This is a genomic window from Mesorhizobium sp. U510, assembly GCF_059180695.1.
In genome coordinates this window covers 5,709,865-5,724,544 of record NZ_CP180532.1, presented here as the reverse complement: position 1 = coordinate 5,724,544, position 14,680 = coordinate 5,709,865, and the positions used below count along the sequence as shown (strand labels likewise).

General features: G+C 63.8%; 13 protein-coding genes and 1 pseudogene. 4 read left to right on the top strand and 10 right to left on the bottom strand.

From position 1 onward, the window contains the following. Positions 1–29: 29 nt before the first annotated feature. The 3 genes and pseudogenes from ACLGL5_RS29555 to ACLGL5_RS29545 form a co-directional block, all read right to left on the bottom strand. Entirely contained in the window at positions 30–740 is a 711-nt protein-coding gene (locus tag ACLGL5_RS29555; protein ID WP_083246817.1) for a hypothetical protein, read from the bottom strand. A 68-nt stretch (positions 741–808) separates the two neighbouring features. After that, positions 809–1,008 (bottom strand): annotated as a pseudogene (locus ACLGL5_RS29550) (aromatic-ring hydroxylase C-terminal domain-containing protein); the annotation flags it as partial. Then, complete coding sequence (locus ACLGL5_RS29545) at positions 1,004–3,607, bottom strand: bifunctional diguanylate cyclase/phosphodiesterase (RefSeq protein ID WP_171903305.1); 2,604 nt, start codon at positions 3,605–3,607, stop codon at positions 1,004–1,006. The gene ACLGL5_RS29545 and the pseudogene ACLGL5_RS29550, both read right to left, overlap by 5 nt. Before the next feature lie 161 nt (positions 3,608–3,768). On the opposite strand from ACLGL5_RS29545, the gene ACLGL5_RS29540 reads away from it, so the two are divergent. Continuing rightward, positions 3,769–4,749, top strand: coding sequence for a GlxA family transcriptional regulator (locus tag ACLGL5_RS29540; RefSeq protein WP_069092651.1), 981 nt, complete (start codon positions 3,769–3,771; stop codon positions 4,747–4,749). Positions 4,750–4,939: 190 nt separating this feature from the next. Continuing rightward, on the top strand, positions 4,940–5,611 hold the full coding sequence (plsY, locus tag ACLGL5_RS29535; protein ID WP_069092650.1) for a glycerol-3-phosphate 1-O-acyltransferase PlsY: 672 nt from the start codon (positions 4,940–4,942) through the stop codon (positions 5,609–5,611). On the opposite strand, the gene ACLGL5_RS29530 is transcribed toward plsY, so the two are convergent. The 6 genes from ACLGL5_RS29530 to ACLGL5_RS29505 form a co-directional block, all read right to left on the bottom strand. Beyond that, positions 5,596–6,774, bottom strand: coding sequence for an ABC transporter ATP-binding protein (locus tag ACLGL5_RS29530; RefSeq protein ID WP_210184887.1), 1,179 nt, complete (start codon positions 6,772–6,774; stop codon positions 5,596–5,598). The two genes, plsY and ACLGL5_RS29530, sit on opposite strands and share 16 nt — an antisense overlap. Beyond that, positions 6,767–7,909 (bottom strand): ABC transporter substrate-binding protein, encoded by a 1,143-nt coding sequence (locus tag ACLGL5_RS29525; RefSeq protein ID WP_019859479.1) that lies wholly within the window; start codon positions 7,907–7,909, stop codon positions 6,767–6,769. Before ACLGL5_RS29525 ends, ACLGL5_RS29530 begins: the two co-directional genes overlap by 8 nt. Next, positions 7,906–8,745 carry an ABC transporter permease gene (locus tag ACLGL5_RS29520; RefSeq protein WP_064981935.1) on the bottom strand — a complete coding sequence of 280 codons (840 nt, stop codon included), beginning with the start codon at positions 8,743–8,745 and terminating at the stop codon, positions 7,906–7,908. Before ACLGL5_RS29520 ends, ACLGL5_RS29525 begins: the two co-directional genes overlap by 4 nt. Beyond that, the gene (locus tag ACLGL5_RS29515; RefSeq protein WP_064981933.1) at positions 8,742–9,620 is read right to left on the bottom strand and encodes an ABC transporter permease; all 879 of its coding nucleotides are present in this window, start codon (positions 9,618–9,620) and stop codon (positions 8,742–8,744) included. The genes ACLGL5_RS29520 and ACLGL5_RS29515 overlap by 4 nt, the downstream gene beginning before the upstream one ends. Positions 9,621–9,799: 179 nt before the next feature. Then, positions 9,800–11,686, bottom strand: a complete 1,887-nt coding sequence (htpG, locus tag ACLGL5_RS29510; protein ID WP_069092648.1) for a molecular chaperone HtpG — start codon at positions 11,684–11,686, stop codon at positions 9,800–9,802. A 375-nt stretch (positions 11,687–12,061) separates the two neighbouring features. Then, the gene (locus ACLGL5_RS29505; RefSeq protein WP_245307193.1) at positions 12,062–12,925 is read right to left on the bottom strand and encodes a hypothetical protein; all 864 of its coding nucleotides are present in this window, start codon (positions 12,923–12,925) and stop codon (positions 12,062–12,064) included. Here ACLGL5_RS29505 and ACLGL5_RS29500 point away from each other — a divergent pair. Further along, on the top strand, positions 12,924–13,085 hold the full coding sequence (locus tag ACLGL5_RS29500) for a hypothetical protein (RefSeq protein WP_167470471.1): 162 nt from the start codon (positions 12,924–12,926) through the stop codon (positions 13,083–13,085). The genes ACLGL5_RS29505 and ACLGL5_RS29500 overlap by 2 nt on opposite strands. Before the next feature lie 186 nt (positions 13,086–13,271). Beyond that, positions 13,272–13,568: a hypothetical protein gene (locus ACLGL5_RS29495; protein WP_069092646.1), complete on the top strand. Its 297-nt coding sequence runs from the start codon at positions 13,272–13,274 to the stop codon at positions 13,566–13,568. Positions 13,569–13,609: 41 nt separating this feature from the next. On the opposite strand, the gene ACLGL5_RS29490 is transcribed toward ACLGL5_RS29495, so the two are convergent. Continuing rightward, positions 13,610–14,584 carry a nucleoside hydrolase gene (locus tag ACLGL5_RS29490; RefSeq protein WP_069092645.1) on the bottom strand — a complete coding sequence of 325 codons (975 nt, stop codon included), beginning with the start codon at positions 14,582–14,584 and terminating at the stop codon, positions 13,610–13,612. Between the last annotated feature and the right edge of the window lie 96 nt (positions 14,585–14,680).

Sequence of the window (14,680 nt, the reverse complement as noted above, 5' to 3'; positions counted from 1 at the left end):
GGGGCTGTTCCCGACAAGCTGCCTCGTTTTTAGCGCAGCAGGCCTTCCGCCTCGAATGTGTCCCAGCCCTCGAGCTTTGGCGGTGGAGCGTCGTCCTTTCCCAAACTCCTGGCGCTGCGAGCCTTGGGCTCCCGCTTTCCCGCGCGCGTCAGTGCGGCCTTGCCGGCGCCGCGCCGCCTGTTCTCGGTGACTTCCCGCGCATCTTCCTCCCGCCAGGCGCTCGCCAAGTCGCGATCGAGAATGTCCTCGATGTGGCGTGGGTCGAAGACGTGGAAGGTGACGGCCTTGGACCGCCCGCGCATCTTGACGGTGCGGGTGCCGATGCTCTTCAGGCGGCCGTCCTTCAGCCATTTGTGACGCTCGCGGGCCGAGATGGCGAGAATGTCTTCTGCCTCGCGCGGAAGCACGGGCAGGGCTTCGATCCCCTCCAGTGTCCTGGAGATGGTTGCCGAGGCCGCCTGGAACGCATCCGCGTCGGTTTTCAACATGCGCAAGACGATGCCGCCCGTCTCGGCCTTGGCAAACTTCCTCACCACCCATGGCAGGCGGGCTCGAACTTCACGTTCGATTCCCTTGAGGCGCATGGAGGAGCCAAGCGTTGCCGATGGCGGCAGCGGCCATTCGGCGACCACTGACTCTTTAGGGGTGTCGCGCTCGGATGTGCGATCAGGAGCGGTGGCAATTGCGGCAACGATGCCGCTCACGATCTTTCGCAGGGAACCACGCTTCTTGTCTGTCATGTTTCATGTTCGCTCATCAGCTGCCTTCGTGGAACGGCAGTTCGTACAGCAGACAACCGAAATCAGGCTCAAACAGTTCCTTTAGGATACGCAGCCACCTGTCCGGGTTCGCCGAACCATCGCGACGCGGCCTGAGCGGCGCCCTCCAGATCAGGCTCACCATCAGCGGCCCAGGCGACAAAGCCACCGGGCGCGCGAGCACGGCGCTCAGGCCCAGGCGCTCCGTGGCATCCCCGGCGACATAGGCGATCCGCCTGCTCCATCTAGCCCGCGGCCAGCCATTTGCGCGACTGGGCGAAGGCCTTGAAGGCCTTGGCCTCCATCGGGCGGCCAAAAAGGTAGCCCTGCAGGATGTCGCAGCCTAGTTCCTTGAGGATGCGCGCATGCTCCATCGTCTCGACGCCCTCGGCGACCACTTCGATGCCGAGCGATTTGCCGATCTCTATGATCGACGCCACAAGGTGCCGTTGCGCCACTGAGCCGGTGATGGGTGTGATCAGTTGGCGGTCGATCTTGAGGCGGCGCGGACGCAATTTGAGCAGCGAGACGATCGAGGCGTGGCCGGTGCCGAAATCGTCGATCTCGATGTCTATGCCGAGCTCCTTGATGTGGTCGATATTCCACGTGACCAGGTCGTCGTTTTCATCGAGGAAAATCGACTCCACCAGTTCGAACGACACCGTTCCCGCCTTGATGGCGAGCTTGCGCAGACCTTCGATCAGGTCCCTGTCCTCCAGCCGCCTGGCCGAGACGTTGACCGACACGCGCGGGATGTTGAGATGGCTGCGCGACCAACGCTCGAAATTCTCCAGCGCGTGTTTGAGGACGATGCGGTCGATCAGCGCCACGACATTGAGTTCTTCGGCCACCTTGAGATAGGCGTCGGGGGCCAGGATGCCGCGTCGCGGGTGCTTCCATCGCGACAACGCCTCGACGCCGACGATCTCGAGCGTGCTGGCGTCGAACTGCGGCTGATAGTAGGCGACGAATTCGTTCCGCTCCAACCCGCCCAGGATCTCGTCGGCGATCTGCTTGGTCCGCACGATCTCGCTCTGCAGCTCCTCGTTGAAGAACTCGTAACGGTTGCGGCCACGGCTTTTGGCCCGATAGAGCGCGAGATCGGCGTTGACCAGCAACTGTTTCACGTCGACGCCGTCGTTGGCGGCAATGCCGATGCTGACCCCGAAACGGCACGGATGACCGCGATAATCGACAGGCTGGCGCATCTCCTCGATGATGCGGTGGGCAAGTGCCGACAGTCCGTCATCGTCAAGCCCATGGCTCACCACGACGAACTCGTCGCCGCCGATGCGCGCAACGAAATCGTCACCGCCCGCATTGGCCTGGATGACCTTGGAGGCATGCACCAGCATGGCATCGCCCGCTGCGTGGCCGAGTGTGTCGTTGATCTGCTTGAAGCGGTCGAGGTCGAGATGCAGCAGTGCCGTGCGCCGGTCCGGTTCGCCGATCTCGGCCAGAAGTTCATCGAGATAGCGGCGGTTGGGAAGGCCGGTCAGCGAATCGTGCAGCGCCGCATACTCGATATGTGCCTTGGCGAGATTGAGCTCGGCGTTCTTCGATTCCGTCAACTGGCGTTCGCGAATGAGGTTTTCGTTGAGCAGCACGTCGCTGGTCACGTCCCATTCGGCGCCGATCAGCTTGGGCGTTCCGCCGATGTCCTGGAAGTAGGTCGCGCGCGTGCGCACATGGCGGACGGTGCCGTCGGGGCGCAGCAGCCGGTATTGTGAGGAATAGGGGCCTTGTTTGGCCGCGGCGAGATCGAAGTCCTGTCTCGCCCGCGCGAGATCTTCAGGATGGATCGCCTGCGCCCAGTCATCATAGCCGCGCGGCTTGCCGTCGGCTGACTTGCCGTAGATCTCGTTGACGCGGTCATCCCACACCATTTCGTTGGTGGTGAGATCGTGTTCCCAAACGCCGATACCAGAGGCTTCCAGCGCCAGCTCCAGGCGCCCGGACAGGCGCCTCAACTCGGCGTAGTTTTTCTGCCTTTCGCCGAACAGCCGACCGGCCACCATGATCGGCAGCACCACCAGCGCTCCGGCGAGCAACATGAGCGACCGCAAGGCCCACTCGTTTTTCGGAGCCGCCGGCCAGCCGGCCTTGGGTATGGCGGAAATCTGCCAGGAACCCGACGGCAGCTGCACATCGGCCGATACGGGATTTCCGGCTATGACATTGCCGCCGCCGAAAAAGCGTTCGCCGCCACCGCCCAGCGCATCCTTGCCGGTGAGCGCGACATCGATGTCGAGATCCGGATCGGTCAACCCACTCGCCGCGTAGAGTCGGTCGACATCGACGACCGCCGAGATGATGCCCCAGAAACGGTCGCCGCCGCCCGCCGTCGGCACGAACACCGGAATGCGGCCGATGAAGCCGCGCCCGCCCTGGGCGAGGTCGACCGGACCGGCAAACACCAGGACCCGCTGGTCGCGCGCCCGCAGCGCCGCCATGCGCTGCGCCTCGTTCTTGCGGTAATCGAGCCCGATCGCCTTCTCGTTGCCTTCCATGGGGTACATCAGCGAGATGACCAGGCCGGGCGCGCCGGCAATGTTGCGCAATTGCGATTTCTGCTGGAACAGATTTCCGGCAAGCGAGGCAAATCGCTGCTGGCCCATATAAGGTTCGGTATCGATGGCCGAGACCAATCCCTGAACAAGCTGAAGATTGCCGTTAATGTTGCCTTCGAGCTTGGCGCGGATGATGTTGACCTTGGCCAGCACATCGGCGCGCGCCAGTTGGTCGGAGACCCTCCTGTTCTGCTGGTCGGCAACGATGGAGCAGACCAGAAGGACGACAAAAGCTATCGCCGCCGGCAAGTTGGCGGAAGAAAAAACGGCCCGTCTCACGCGGCCGAGGCTGAATCCAGTGATGGCCAATTCGACCCGGATACCTTTCCTGAACTGTAGCTCATCGAACGACTGTAGTAGAAAACGCTTAAATTTGCCCTTCCAGGCTGGTGGTAAGTTGCGGCATCGGCTAAGGCGGGCGAACGAGTTGCGGAAGTATAATGGCAAGGCGGTTTGCGTTTCTCCTGGTGCGCGACTTCACGCTGTCGCCGCTGTCGCTGTTCATCGACACGCTGCGGCTGGCGGGTGACGAGGGCGACCGCAGCCGCAGGATCGAGTTCGACTGGGAGATCGTCGGCGAACGCGGCCTGCCGATCCGGGCAAGCTGCGGTGTCGAATTGCTGCCGACCAAGGGGATCGGCAATCCTGAGGATTTCGACAATATCGTGGTGGTCGGCGGCCTGCTCGACACCAACCGCACCCTGAGTTCCGACAAGGAGGCCTTCCTGTTGCGCGCCGCCGAAAAGGGGGTGCCGCTGACGGCGCTTTGCACAGGAAGCTTCGTGCTGGCGCGTTACGGCCTGCTCGATGGCTACGCCGCCGCTGTCAGCTGGTTCCACATCAAGGATTTCCGCAACCAGTTCCCTGACGTGAACGCGCATGCCGACAGCCTGTTTTCCGTCGACCGTGGCCGCTCGACTTGCGCCGGCGGCACGGGTGCGGCCGACCTTGCCGGCTATTTCGTGTCCCAGTTCATCGGCCAGAAGGCGGCGGAAAAGGCCGCCAAGATCCTGGTGCTCGACCGCATCAGGAGCAGCCGCGACGTGCAGCCCGTCGGTGACCTGTTTCCGGCAGCGTCGAGCCGCGCTGTCAAGCGCGCTTTGCTGTTGATGGAGAGCAATCTGCAGGAGACGCTGTCGATCGGCGAGATCGCAACCCGCCTGAATTGCTCACGGCGCCAGCTTGAACGACTTTTCGGGACGGAACTGGGCATCGGTCCGATGGCGGCTTATCTGGCACTCAGGGTGCATCATGCGAAGTCGCTGCTGGAAGGCAGCGACCTGCAGATCGGCGACATCGCCTATCGCTGCGGCTTCACCAATGCCGGTCATTTCAGCCGGGTGTTCCGCCAGCAGACAGGCATCACACCGACCCATCTGAGGCATCCCAACCGCATGGCGAGCGTCGCGGCGGGGCAATGAAGCCGGCCGCGTAGCGCCGCTTCGGCGTTGCCTGAACCACTCTCGCTTCCGCGCAAAGGCGAGCGCGGGCGTACCAAGGCAAAGGCCAGGCCGTCGAGACCGAGAGAACTTGGCTTGCCAACCCAAGTCTGCCTTTTATGACGAGGGAATATAAATTTATGAGGATTGCTCCGAAACAGGATGAAATCCAATGGTTTTCTGGACGGCAAGCGTGGCTGGATTGGCGATCGCTTATCTCCTCGGTTCCACGCCTACGGGCTATCTGGTGGGGAAACTGCTCGGGGGCATCGATATCCGGCAGCATGGCTCCCGATCCACGGGCGCGACCAACGTGTTACGTACGCTTGGAAAGTGGCCCGCCTTTGTGGTGCTGCTGATCGATGTGCTGAAAGGCGTGGCGGCAATCGTATTTGCAAAGTGGTTTTACGCCTGGCTTCTTACATCGCTCGCGCCACCGACCGCGCTTGACCCGCAAACCTTTCTGCCCTGGGCCATCTGCCTGGCCGGACTTGCCGTTTTGCTGGGGCATGGCCGTTCGATCTGGTTGAATTTCACCGGCGGCAAATCCGCGGCGACGGGGCTGGGCGTACTGTTGGCGCTTTCCTGGCCGATCGGCTTGGGTGCCGCGGCGACCTTCTGCGTCGTGCTGGCAATTTCCAGAATTGTATCCCTGAGTTCGATGCTGTCCGCGTCAACAGCAATCGCTCTCGTCTGTGCCCTGGAGCAACCATTGCCCTACCGGCTGCTGGTGATTGCCGGCGGCCTCTACGTGGTCGCGCGCCATCACGCCAACATCCAGCGGCTGGTCGCCGGGACGGAGCCGCGCCTAGGGGAAGCTAGCCCGCATCACGATATCCGCTGACCGCCCTCGTCGAGTAGAACGCAGCCTTCGGGATCGAAGCCGAGGTCGATCGCCTCGCCTTCGCGAAGGACGCGGCCGGTGATCGGCGCGTTGGCGCGGATGATCGTCATGCCGCCGATGTCGATCTCGTAGATGGCGCTGCCGCCGAGATACGAGGCCGAGACGACACGGCCGGACAGCCTGTTGGGGCCTGCCGCCGCGCCGACCGATAGTTTCTGCGGCCGCAGCACGACAGTGACCTTGCTGCCCTGTGCAGGCGGCCTTGGACAGGCCACCTCGACCGTCTGGCCGGAGGTAAGCGCCACCGCCATTGCCTGGCCCGACCGGCTCACGGTCCCGGCCAGCATGTTGGCCTTGCCGAGGAAGTCGGCGACGAACGCCGTGGCCGGCGTCTCATAGACCTCCTGCGGGGTTCCGATCTGCTCCACCGCGCCGGCGTTCATCACCACGATGCGATCCGACATGGAGAGCGCTTCCTCCTGGTCATGGGTGACGAAGATGGCGGTGATGCCGGTTTCCTTCTGGATCTTCTTGATCTCGACGCGCATCTCCTCGCGCATGTTGGCGTCCAGCGCCGAGAGCGGCTCGTCGAGCAGCAGCACCTGCGGCTCGAAGACGATGGCGCGGGCGAGCGCGATGCGCTGCTGCTGGCCGCCCGACAGTTGCGACGGCAGCTTCTTCTCGCTGCCCGGCAGCCGCACCATTTCGAGCGCCTGGCCGACTCTGCGGGCGATCTCGGGCTTCGGCACGTTGCGATACTTCAGGCCGAAGGCGACATTGTCGAAGACGTTCTTATGCGGGAACAACGCATAGCTCTGGAAGACCAGGCCGATGTTGCGCTTGTAGATCGGCACATCGTCGACCCGGCGCCCGTCGATCATGATCTGGCCACCCGAAATGTCGACCAGGCCGGCTATGGAGCGCAGGATCGTCGTCTTGCCGCAGCCCGAAGGCCCGAGCAGCGTGACGAAGCTGCCCTTGGCGATCGAGAGCGAGAAATCGCGCACGGCCACGAACTTGCCATAGGCGATGTCGATGTCGCGGAACTCGACCGCCGGCTGGCCGGCCCCGGCGCCGCTCGGAGCGGGTGCGCCCGCGCCGGGCCTTGCCACCCCGGCCGCTTCCGGCCGGGGTCTTTCTGAAAGGTCGTTTCTGTCAGGCACCTTTCGAGATCCTGTTCCACTGCTTGGTCCAGGCGTCCTCGTTGGTCGCCCAGTAGACCGGGTCGGCGAAGGTCAGCGACTTCATCGTGCCGGTCTTGTCGAAGGCCGGCAGCTTCTCGATCTTCTCGGTGAGCTTGACCTTCGTCGGATCGAGCGACGGCGGATAGCTCTGGCCTTCGGCCACCGCGATGGCGGTCGCCGGGTCGAGCATGAAGTTGATCAATTCCTCGCATTCGGCCATTGGCGAGCCTTTCAGGATCAGCATGTCCTCCATCCAGGCATAGGAACCGGCCGGGTCGAGATAGCCGATCGGATGGCCCTGATCCTGGAGCGCGGCGACGCGGCCGGACCAGGCGTCGGTCACCACGATCTCGCCCTTGGAAAGCAGGTCCATCAGCTCCGCGCCGGAACTCCAGAACTTCTTGGCGAGGTCGCGTGTCTCGCGCACCTTGGCCCAGATCGCATCCATGTCCTTGAGGTTGTTGGGATCCTGTCCGGTGGCGAGCGCGGCGTACCAGACGCGCGTGGTCATGTCGGAGTAGCCGCCGACCTTGCCGGCATATTTCTTGTCGAGCAAAAGGGCGGCGCCCTTTTCCTTGGCTTCATCGGGCGAGATCACCTTGGTGTTGTAGGCGATGCCGGTCGTGCCGTAGTCGTAAGGCACGGCCGAGAGTTTCGGCGTCAGCTTGCGGAACGGATCGATCATCGGCTGCAACACATTGGCCATGTTGGGAATGTTGGCCTCGTTGATCTCCGAGGTCAGGCCGCCGTTCACATATTTGATGTAGTAGTTGACGCCGGAGGAATGGATGACCTGGTAGTCTCCGGGCTTGGCGGTCTTGATCTTGGTGATGATCTCGTCCTCGTCGCCGAACGTGCCCTGGACCACCTTGATCTTGGTCTTGGCCGTGTAGGGCTTGAAGGCATATTTGTCGATCGCGTCCTGCACCGTGCCGCCCCAGCCGTCGAAGCGAACCTCCTCGACCGCGGCGAGCGCCTGCCGCATCCAGGGCATGTCGAGACCGACCGCGGCCGCTGCGGCGGCGGTCAGCGTCAGGAAAGTGCGGCGGCTGAGATCGCCGTTTTGATACCTATCGTGCAGCCGTTCAAGCCGCTTGCCGTTGGACAATTTCATCGTGCTTCCTCCTTTGGTTCGTCGCGTCGTTTCAATCTGGTCAGGCTTTGCAGGATCAGGCCGCCGAGCAGCGGGATGCCGACGGTCACCAGGATCATCACGGTGCCGAGCGCATTGATTTCCGGGCTGATCGAGATCTTGAGCATCGACAGGATCTGGGTGGGCATGGTCTCGACGCCCGCCGGCCGCCAGAACAGGCTGGCCGAGGTGTTGTCGAACGAGATGGTGAAGGCGAGCAGCGCGCCGCCGACGACGGCAGGGATAAGCAGCGGCAGCGTGATCTCGCGGAAGGACGAGAAGCGCGAGGCGCCGAGCGAGAGCGCCGCCTCCTCATAGACGCGGCGGATGCCGACCATGCGCGCCTGGGTGATCAGCACCACATAGGGCACGGCGAGCAGGATGTGGCCGAGCACCAGCAGAAGCATGGTCCGCGGCTGGTCGACCGCCTTGATCAGCACTAGGAGGCCGACGCCCAGAATGGTCTCCGGCACCAGCGCCGGCAGGATCACCAGCGTGCTCAGCGCCTGCTTGCCGCGGAATTCGAAGCGCACCAGCGCAAACGACGTGACGACGCCGATGGCCGTGGTGACGGCTGATGTGACCAGCGCGATCCACAGCGAGGTGCGGAAGGCGGCCAGCACCGGCTCGTTGGCCATCAGCTTGCCGTACCATTGCAGGCTGAAGCCGGTCATCGGGAAGCCGCCGAACATCGAGGCGTTGAACGACAGGATCACCGTCGCCACGATCGGCGCGAACATGAAGATGTAGACGCAGACCGTGACGAGGCCGGTCAACCGCCAGGCCCATCTGCCTTCCTCTTTGCGCCGCGCCTTCATCCGCCCAACCCTTTGACGATCTGCGACATGCCCATGAAGCGCGTGTAGATGGCGGCGAAGAAGCCGAGCACGAGGAACAGCACGATCGAAAGCGTGGCGCCCATCGGCCAGTTCAGCTCGCTCATGATGGTGTCGTAGATCAGATTGCCGAACAGTGCGTCGCGGCCGGAGCCGAGCAGCTGTGGCGTGACATAGCTGCCGGCGGCCAGCACGAAGCAGAGCAGCAGGCCTGCCGCGAGGCCCGGCAGCGAAAGCGGCAGCGTGACCTCGCGGAACGCCTGCGCGCTGGTGCAGCCCATCGAGCGGGCCGCCGAAATCAGGGTGCGGTCGATACCCTCGAGGCTGACATAGACGTTGAGGATCATGTAGGGCAGCAGGAAGTGCAGCATGCCGAGGATGACCGCGCCCTCATTGTAGAGCATCGGCAGCGGCTCGCTGATGATGCCCAGCTTCAGCAGCGCGACATTGATGACGCCCTGTTCGCCCAGGATGTTGATCCAGGAAAAGGTGCGGATGGTGAAGCTGATCCAGAACGGCACGATGAGCAAAAGCAGCAACAGCCACTTGTGCTTGAAGGTCGTCGCCCAGATGAAATAGGCCGGGAAATAACCCAGCACCCCGCAGAGCAGCGCCGTGATGGCGCCGACCCGCAGCGTCTTCAAGAGGAAGCCGGCATAATAGCTGTCGGTCAGGAATTCGTGCCAGTTCGCCGTCGTCAGTGCGCTGGTTTCCACGCCGGCGGTGACGAAAGTGAAGAAGGTGTAGGCCGCCATCACGGCGATCGGCAGCACCAGGAAGAAGATCAGCAGCAGCAGCACCGGCGCGACCAGAAGCCATGCCAGCCGTGGATCATACAATGTCCATCGTCGTTTCATGAGCACCCGGTGCGCTTTCTTTGAAGCGCCTGTTTTGTTCCCGGGCCAAGATTGGGTGATTGATGGCCCGATGTCTACACCAGGCGATTGAGCCAGCGGACATCGGGCGCGTCGCCGGCTGCGATCGCCGCCGAAACACTGTCGGCGGACGGCATCGCAGCGGCTTCGGTAGGCGAAGCTCAGCCCTTCGCGATGCCGCGTGCGATCAGCCGTGCCAGGCGCTCGGAGAATGCCCTGGCGTCGGCCGGCTTGTCGCCGTCGAGCACGCGCGCCTCGTCGTAGAGAAGATGGGCCGCGTCGTCCTTGAAGGCCTGGTCCTCGTCGCCGAGGCCGGCCAGCGCCAGCACGCGCTCATGGCGTGGATTGATCTCCAGGATGGGCTTGGCCGCCTTGTCGAGGCGGCCGGCGGCGTTCATCAGCCGCTCGAACTGCCGGTCGGGACCATGCTCCGGAGCGACCAGGCAGACGGCGCTCTCGGTCAGGCGGTCGGAGGCCTTCACATCCGAGACGGCATCGCCAAGCGCCGATTTGACGAAGGCCAGGAAGCCGTCGACCTCGGGCGCTGCCGTCACATCCGGCTTCTTGGCGTCGTCGAGCAGCGGGATGTCGGACAGTTCGGCGACGCCTTGCGTCACCGACTTGAACGGCTTGCCGTCGAAGTCCGGCGCCATCGTCACCCAGAAACTGTCGACGGGGTCGGTCAAGAGCAGCACCTCGATGCCGCGCGCCTTGAACCCTTCGAGCTGCGGCGAGGCTTCGAGCCGGGCGCGGTCGTCGCCGGCCATGAAGAAGATCGCCTTCTGGCCTTCCTTCATCGCCGCGACATAGTCGGCAAGGCCGCGCCAGCCTTCGCCCGAGGCGGTCGAATGGAAGCGGGCGAGCCTCAGCAATTGCTCGCGCCGCTCATAATCCTCGTAGAGCCCTTCCTTCAGGACGACGCCGAAATTCTCCCAAATCTTGGCATAGGCCTCGGCCTCGTTCTCGGCCAGCTTGGCGAGGTCGCCGAGCACGCGGTTGGTCAGGCCCTTGCGGATGGAGGCCAGCAGCGGGCTTTCCTGGATCATCTCGCGCGAGACGTTGAGCGGCAGGTCGGCGGAATCGACCAGCCCACGCACGAAGCGCAGATAGCGCGGCAGAAGGTCGGCATCGTCGGTGATGAAGACGCGGCGCACATAGAGCTTCATGCGGCCCTTGCGGTCCTGGTCGAACAGATCGAACGGCCGCGAGCCCGGCACGAAGGCGAGCACCGAGTATTCCTGCCGGCCCTCGGCGCGGAAATGGATGGTGGCGGCCGGCTCGTCATACTGGCCGGCGACGCTGCGGTAGAAATCGGTGTATTCCTCGGGCTTGATCTCGCTCTTCGGCCGCACCCAGAGTGCCGTGCCGTCGGCGATGTCGCGCGCCTCGGCGCCTGGCTTTTCGACGAGCGTGATCGGCACCGGTACATGGCCCGATTGCGACTTGGCCAGCTGCTCCAGCCGGTAGGAGCCGGTGTAGGATACGGCGTCGTCCATCAGATGCAGCACGACGCGGGTGCCTCGCTTCGGTGCGGCTTCAAGAGGGGCCGGCGCGATCTCATACGAACCCTTGCCGTCGGACGACCAGCGCCAGGCTTCCTCGCTTCCGGCGAGGCGGCTGATGACATCGACGCGGTCGGCCACCATGAAGGCGGAATAGAAGCCGACGCCGAACTGGCCGATGAGTTGCGTGTCCTCCGTGCCTGAGCCGACGCGCTCGATGAAGGCGCGCGTGCCCGAGCGGGCGATCGTGCCCAGCGCCTCGGCCATGTCGTCGCGGCTCATGCCGATGCCATTGTCCTCGACGGTGATCTCTTTGTTGTCCGGATCGGCCGAAATCGAAATGCGCGGCTTGGGATCGTCGCCCAGCAATTCGGGGTGGCTGACGGCTTCGAAACGCAGCTTCTCGCAAGCGTCGGCGGCGTTGGAGATCAGCTCGCGCAGGAACACGTCCTTATCGGAATAGACCGAATGCACCATCATGTGCAGCAGCCGCGAAACATCCGCCTCGAATGCCCTGGTTTCCGTCGCTTTCGTGTCCGTCGTCATCTAGATTTTCCCATGCTGTTCATCCGCACGCCGCGCCGGGCGCGTTCGGGACTTTCCTTTCAACCATTTTTTGCGGTGCTGGCAACTGCGTTCAGTGTGCCAGCGCGCCGACGATATGGTGGTGGGATGCGAAGGCGACAAGAGGGCGCCTGCGGGCGAGACTATCGATCTCCCCCCTCGTGGGGGAGATGGCCGGCAGGCCAGAGGGGGGCGTGAAGGAACTCGGCCTTGCCTATTTGCTGGGCTCAGCGGTGACCGCTTCTTCCAAAGGGTACAGCAATCCAACGCTATGAGACGTCGGCGGGTCAGCGCCCCCCTCTGCCCCGCCGGGCATCTCCCCCACGAGGGGGGAGATCGGCAGCGTCAGCGTTGCGCCTACTTCCCCGCCATGTGATCCGCCAGCGCCTGCGCCTGCGCAAGTAGCGCCGGGTAGGCCGGGGTATCCGGCAGGCTCTTGCCCATGCAGGCGCGGAAGTCGTTGTCGCCTTTCGTCCAGGCGGCGTTGGCGGCGTCGGATGTGTTTTCGTCGCTGTCGTCGGTGGCCTGCTTGGCGAGTTTCTGGGCGGCGGCGTCGGCGGCGGTCCACGCCGCGTCGCAGGCCGCGATCTTGGGGACGGGCGGTGTCGCGGGCGCTTCGGCGATCAGGACGCTGTTGCCCTTGACGACCGTGACGACGACCTCCTGGTCGGAGTTCGGTCCGATATCCTGTGCCCAGCCGCCGAGGCGGGCGATCACCATGTCGGCGCCGTCAGGCTTCTTCAGCGCGAAGTCGAGCGTGCCGGTGAAGGCGGCGTCGCTGCCGATGGCTTGGGTGTAGAAGGCATCGAGCTTCAGCGCCGCGTCGAAGCTGGTGGGCAGTTTGAGATCGGCGTCCGTCTCGGCGGCGCGCGACTTAAGCCAGTGCTCGACCAGCCCGCGCGTCGAGGCTACGATGCTGGGACCATCCTCGGTGCCGTGGCGCAGCCCGTCCAGCATGCCGAAGCCGACATCGGAGGAACTGAGGCTTTCGATGTTGATCTTGCCGGCGGCCGGGAAATCCTTGACCGTGAAAGGCCCGAGCAGGGCGGAAAGCCGCTTTTCGAGATCGGCGCGGGCCTTTTCATTGGCCGCATCGAGCGTCTCCACCGGTGCGTTCGTGCTCTCCATCGCCGCGATGTCGGCAATCGCCTTGTCGCGCGCGGCTATATAATCGTCCTCGGGCGAGGCGGCGAAGGCAGCACTGCTCGCAAGGGCAAACATGACCGTCCAGACCAACCGCATGACAGAACCTTTCTTCGTGGCGGATCAACAGGCCAGGCAGCCATCGGGCAGCTTTGCGGCTATTGCGCGGCAGAAAACGCCGAGGCGAAACATCCTGATCGGGGAGGCATGGCAAGCGCTGCCATTAACCATCGATTAACTATCCGGTCGCCTTTGAATCAAATTTGATGGATACTGTTTTTAGGCCAAACGAGGCTGCTCAAGAGGCCGGGGAAGACAGTAGTTGCAAGCTTGGCGCGCCACTCTCGGTCGTGCGGCAGGCTGAAATCAAAGAAGAAGCGACGGACCACCGTCGCCTTGCGGGGAGGCGTCAGCATCATTCTTGATGAGGATCGCCAGAATCAAGATCGAAGACGCAGTGACCGCTGTAACAGCCGAGGCCAACGCGCTCATGTCCTGCCTCGGCCAGCCCGTGGTCGCCTATCACGTGACGGAAATCATGCGAGAGGCCAATCTGGAACACGCCAGGCGGATGCAACTCGCCCTGATGCAGCGAAGCATCGAGGCGCTGGTCGATGACGGGCTGGAGGATATCGCCGCGGAGCGGTATGTTTCGCAGTTCCACGGTCATCTAGGCTCGACGTGGAGGCTGCTGCACGCTTCGGATGGCGTGGCGCATTGAAGGAATGGCTTACGGACCAGATCGTAGGGATACGGCTTGGCTCACGCCTTCTGCCTGGTCAGCCGCTCCAGCGCATCCACGATCAGGTCGCAAAACTTCGCGTGGTCCAGCTTCATCGCCACGGTGTGGCGGAAGTCGGTCTGCTCGCTCGCCGTGCCGCCGAAATGGCGCATGCCGCCCATTTTCTCGAAATTGCAGACCGTCATGCCCTTGGTCCAGCGGCCGGCGATTTCGACGCGGATGTCGGCCCTCTCGGTGATGAAGATGGTCGGGTCGATCATGGCCGCGACGCAGCAGGCGTCATGGATGGCGGGATACTCGATCTGCAGCAGGCCGCCATGCGTGGTCGCTATGAACGCCCAGATATCGAGGATGAACCTTGCCATCGGGCCGCCTATGGCGCGCACGCGGTCCTGCAGGTCCGGTGTGGCCAGTGCCTGGTGCGTGAGGTCGAGCCCGACCATGGTGACGTCCCAATCGGCGCGGAACACCACGTCGGCGGCCTCCGGGTCGGCATAGACGTTGAACTCCGCCGCGGGCGTGATGTTGCCCCGCGTAAAACTGCCGCCCATCGCGACGACCCGCTTCACCCGTTCGACGATGCGCGGGTCCTTGCGCACGGCGAGCGCGATGTTGGTGTAGGGACCGACCGGCACCAGCGTCACCGTCTTCGGCTCATGCGCCATGACCGTGTCGATGATGAAGTCGACGGCATGCCGCTTGTCGAGCTCGAACGAGGCGGGCGGCAGCACCGGGCCGTCGAGCCCGGTATCTCCGTGGATCTCGACGGCCAGCACCTGATCGATGATGAGCGGGCCGGGAGAGCCCTTCGCCACAGGCACCTTGATGCCATAGGCGGTGCACACGGAAAGCGCGTTACGCGTGGTGTTGTCGACATTGTGGTTGCCCGAAACGGTGGTGATGCCGAGGAGATCGATCTTGGGGTTTCCGGCCGCGAGCAGGATGGCGATCGCGTCATCATGCCCGGGGTCGCAGTCCAGGATGATCTTTTCCATGGTGGGCACCTCCCTTGCCGGCCGAACCTGTGGGCACAAGAGGCTGGCGCGCGCGCGCAGTCAAGGTTTTGCGCTCGACCACTCCAGAGTTCGTTT

Bases quoted from the DNA above. Each gene is read 5' to 3' on its own strand.
- ACLGL5_RS29555 (WP_083246817.1), bottom strand. From the start codon at position 740: ATGACAGACAAGAAGCGTGGTTCCCTGCGAAAGATCGTGAGCGGCATC.
- ACLGL5_RS29540 (WP_069092651.1), top strand. From the start codon at position 3,769: ATGGCAAGGCGGTTTGCGTTTCTCCTGGTGCGCGACTTCACGCTGTCG.
- plsY (WP_069092650.1), top strand. From the start codon at position 4,940: ATGGTTTTCTGGACGGCAAGCGTGGCTGGATTGGCGATCGCTTATCTC.
- ACLGL5_RS29525 (WP_019859479.1), bottom strand. From the start codon at position 7,909: ATGAAATTGTCCAACGGCAAGCGGCTTGAACGGCTGCACGATAGGTAT.
- ACLGL5_RS29520 (WP_064981935.1), bottom strand. From the start codon at position 8,745: ATGAAGGCGCGGCGCAAAGAGGAAGGCAGATGGGCCTGGCGGTTGACC.
- ACLGL5_RS29515 (WP_064981933.1), bottom strand. From the start codon at position 9,620: ATGAAACGACGATGGACATTGTATGATCCACGGCTGGCATGGCTTCTG.
- htpG (WP_069092648.1), bottom strand. From the start codon at position 11,686: ATGACGACGGACACGAAAGCGACGGAAACCAGGGCATTCGAGGCGGAT.
- ACLGL5_RS29500 (WP_167470471.1), top strand. From the start codon at position 12,924: ATGACCGTCCAGACCAACCGCATGACAGAACCTTTCTTCGTGGCGGAT.
- ACLGL5_RS29505 (WP_245307193.1), bottom strand. From the start codon at position 12,925: ATGTTTGCCCTTGCGAGCAGTGCTGCCTTCGCCGCCTCGCCCGAGGAC.
- ACLGL5_RS29495 (WP_069092646.1), top strand. From the start codon at position 13,272: ATGAGGATCGCCAGAATCAAGATCGAAGACGCAGTGACCGCTGTAACA.
- ACLGL5_RS29490 (WP_069092645.1), bottom strand. From the start codon at position 14,584: ATGGAAAAGATCATCCTGGACTGCGACCCCGGGCATGATGACGCGATC.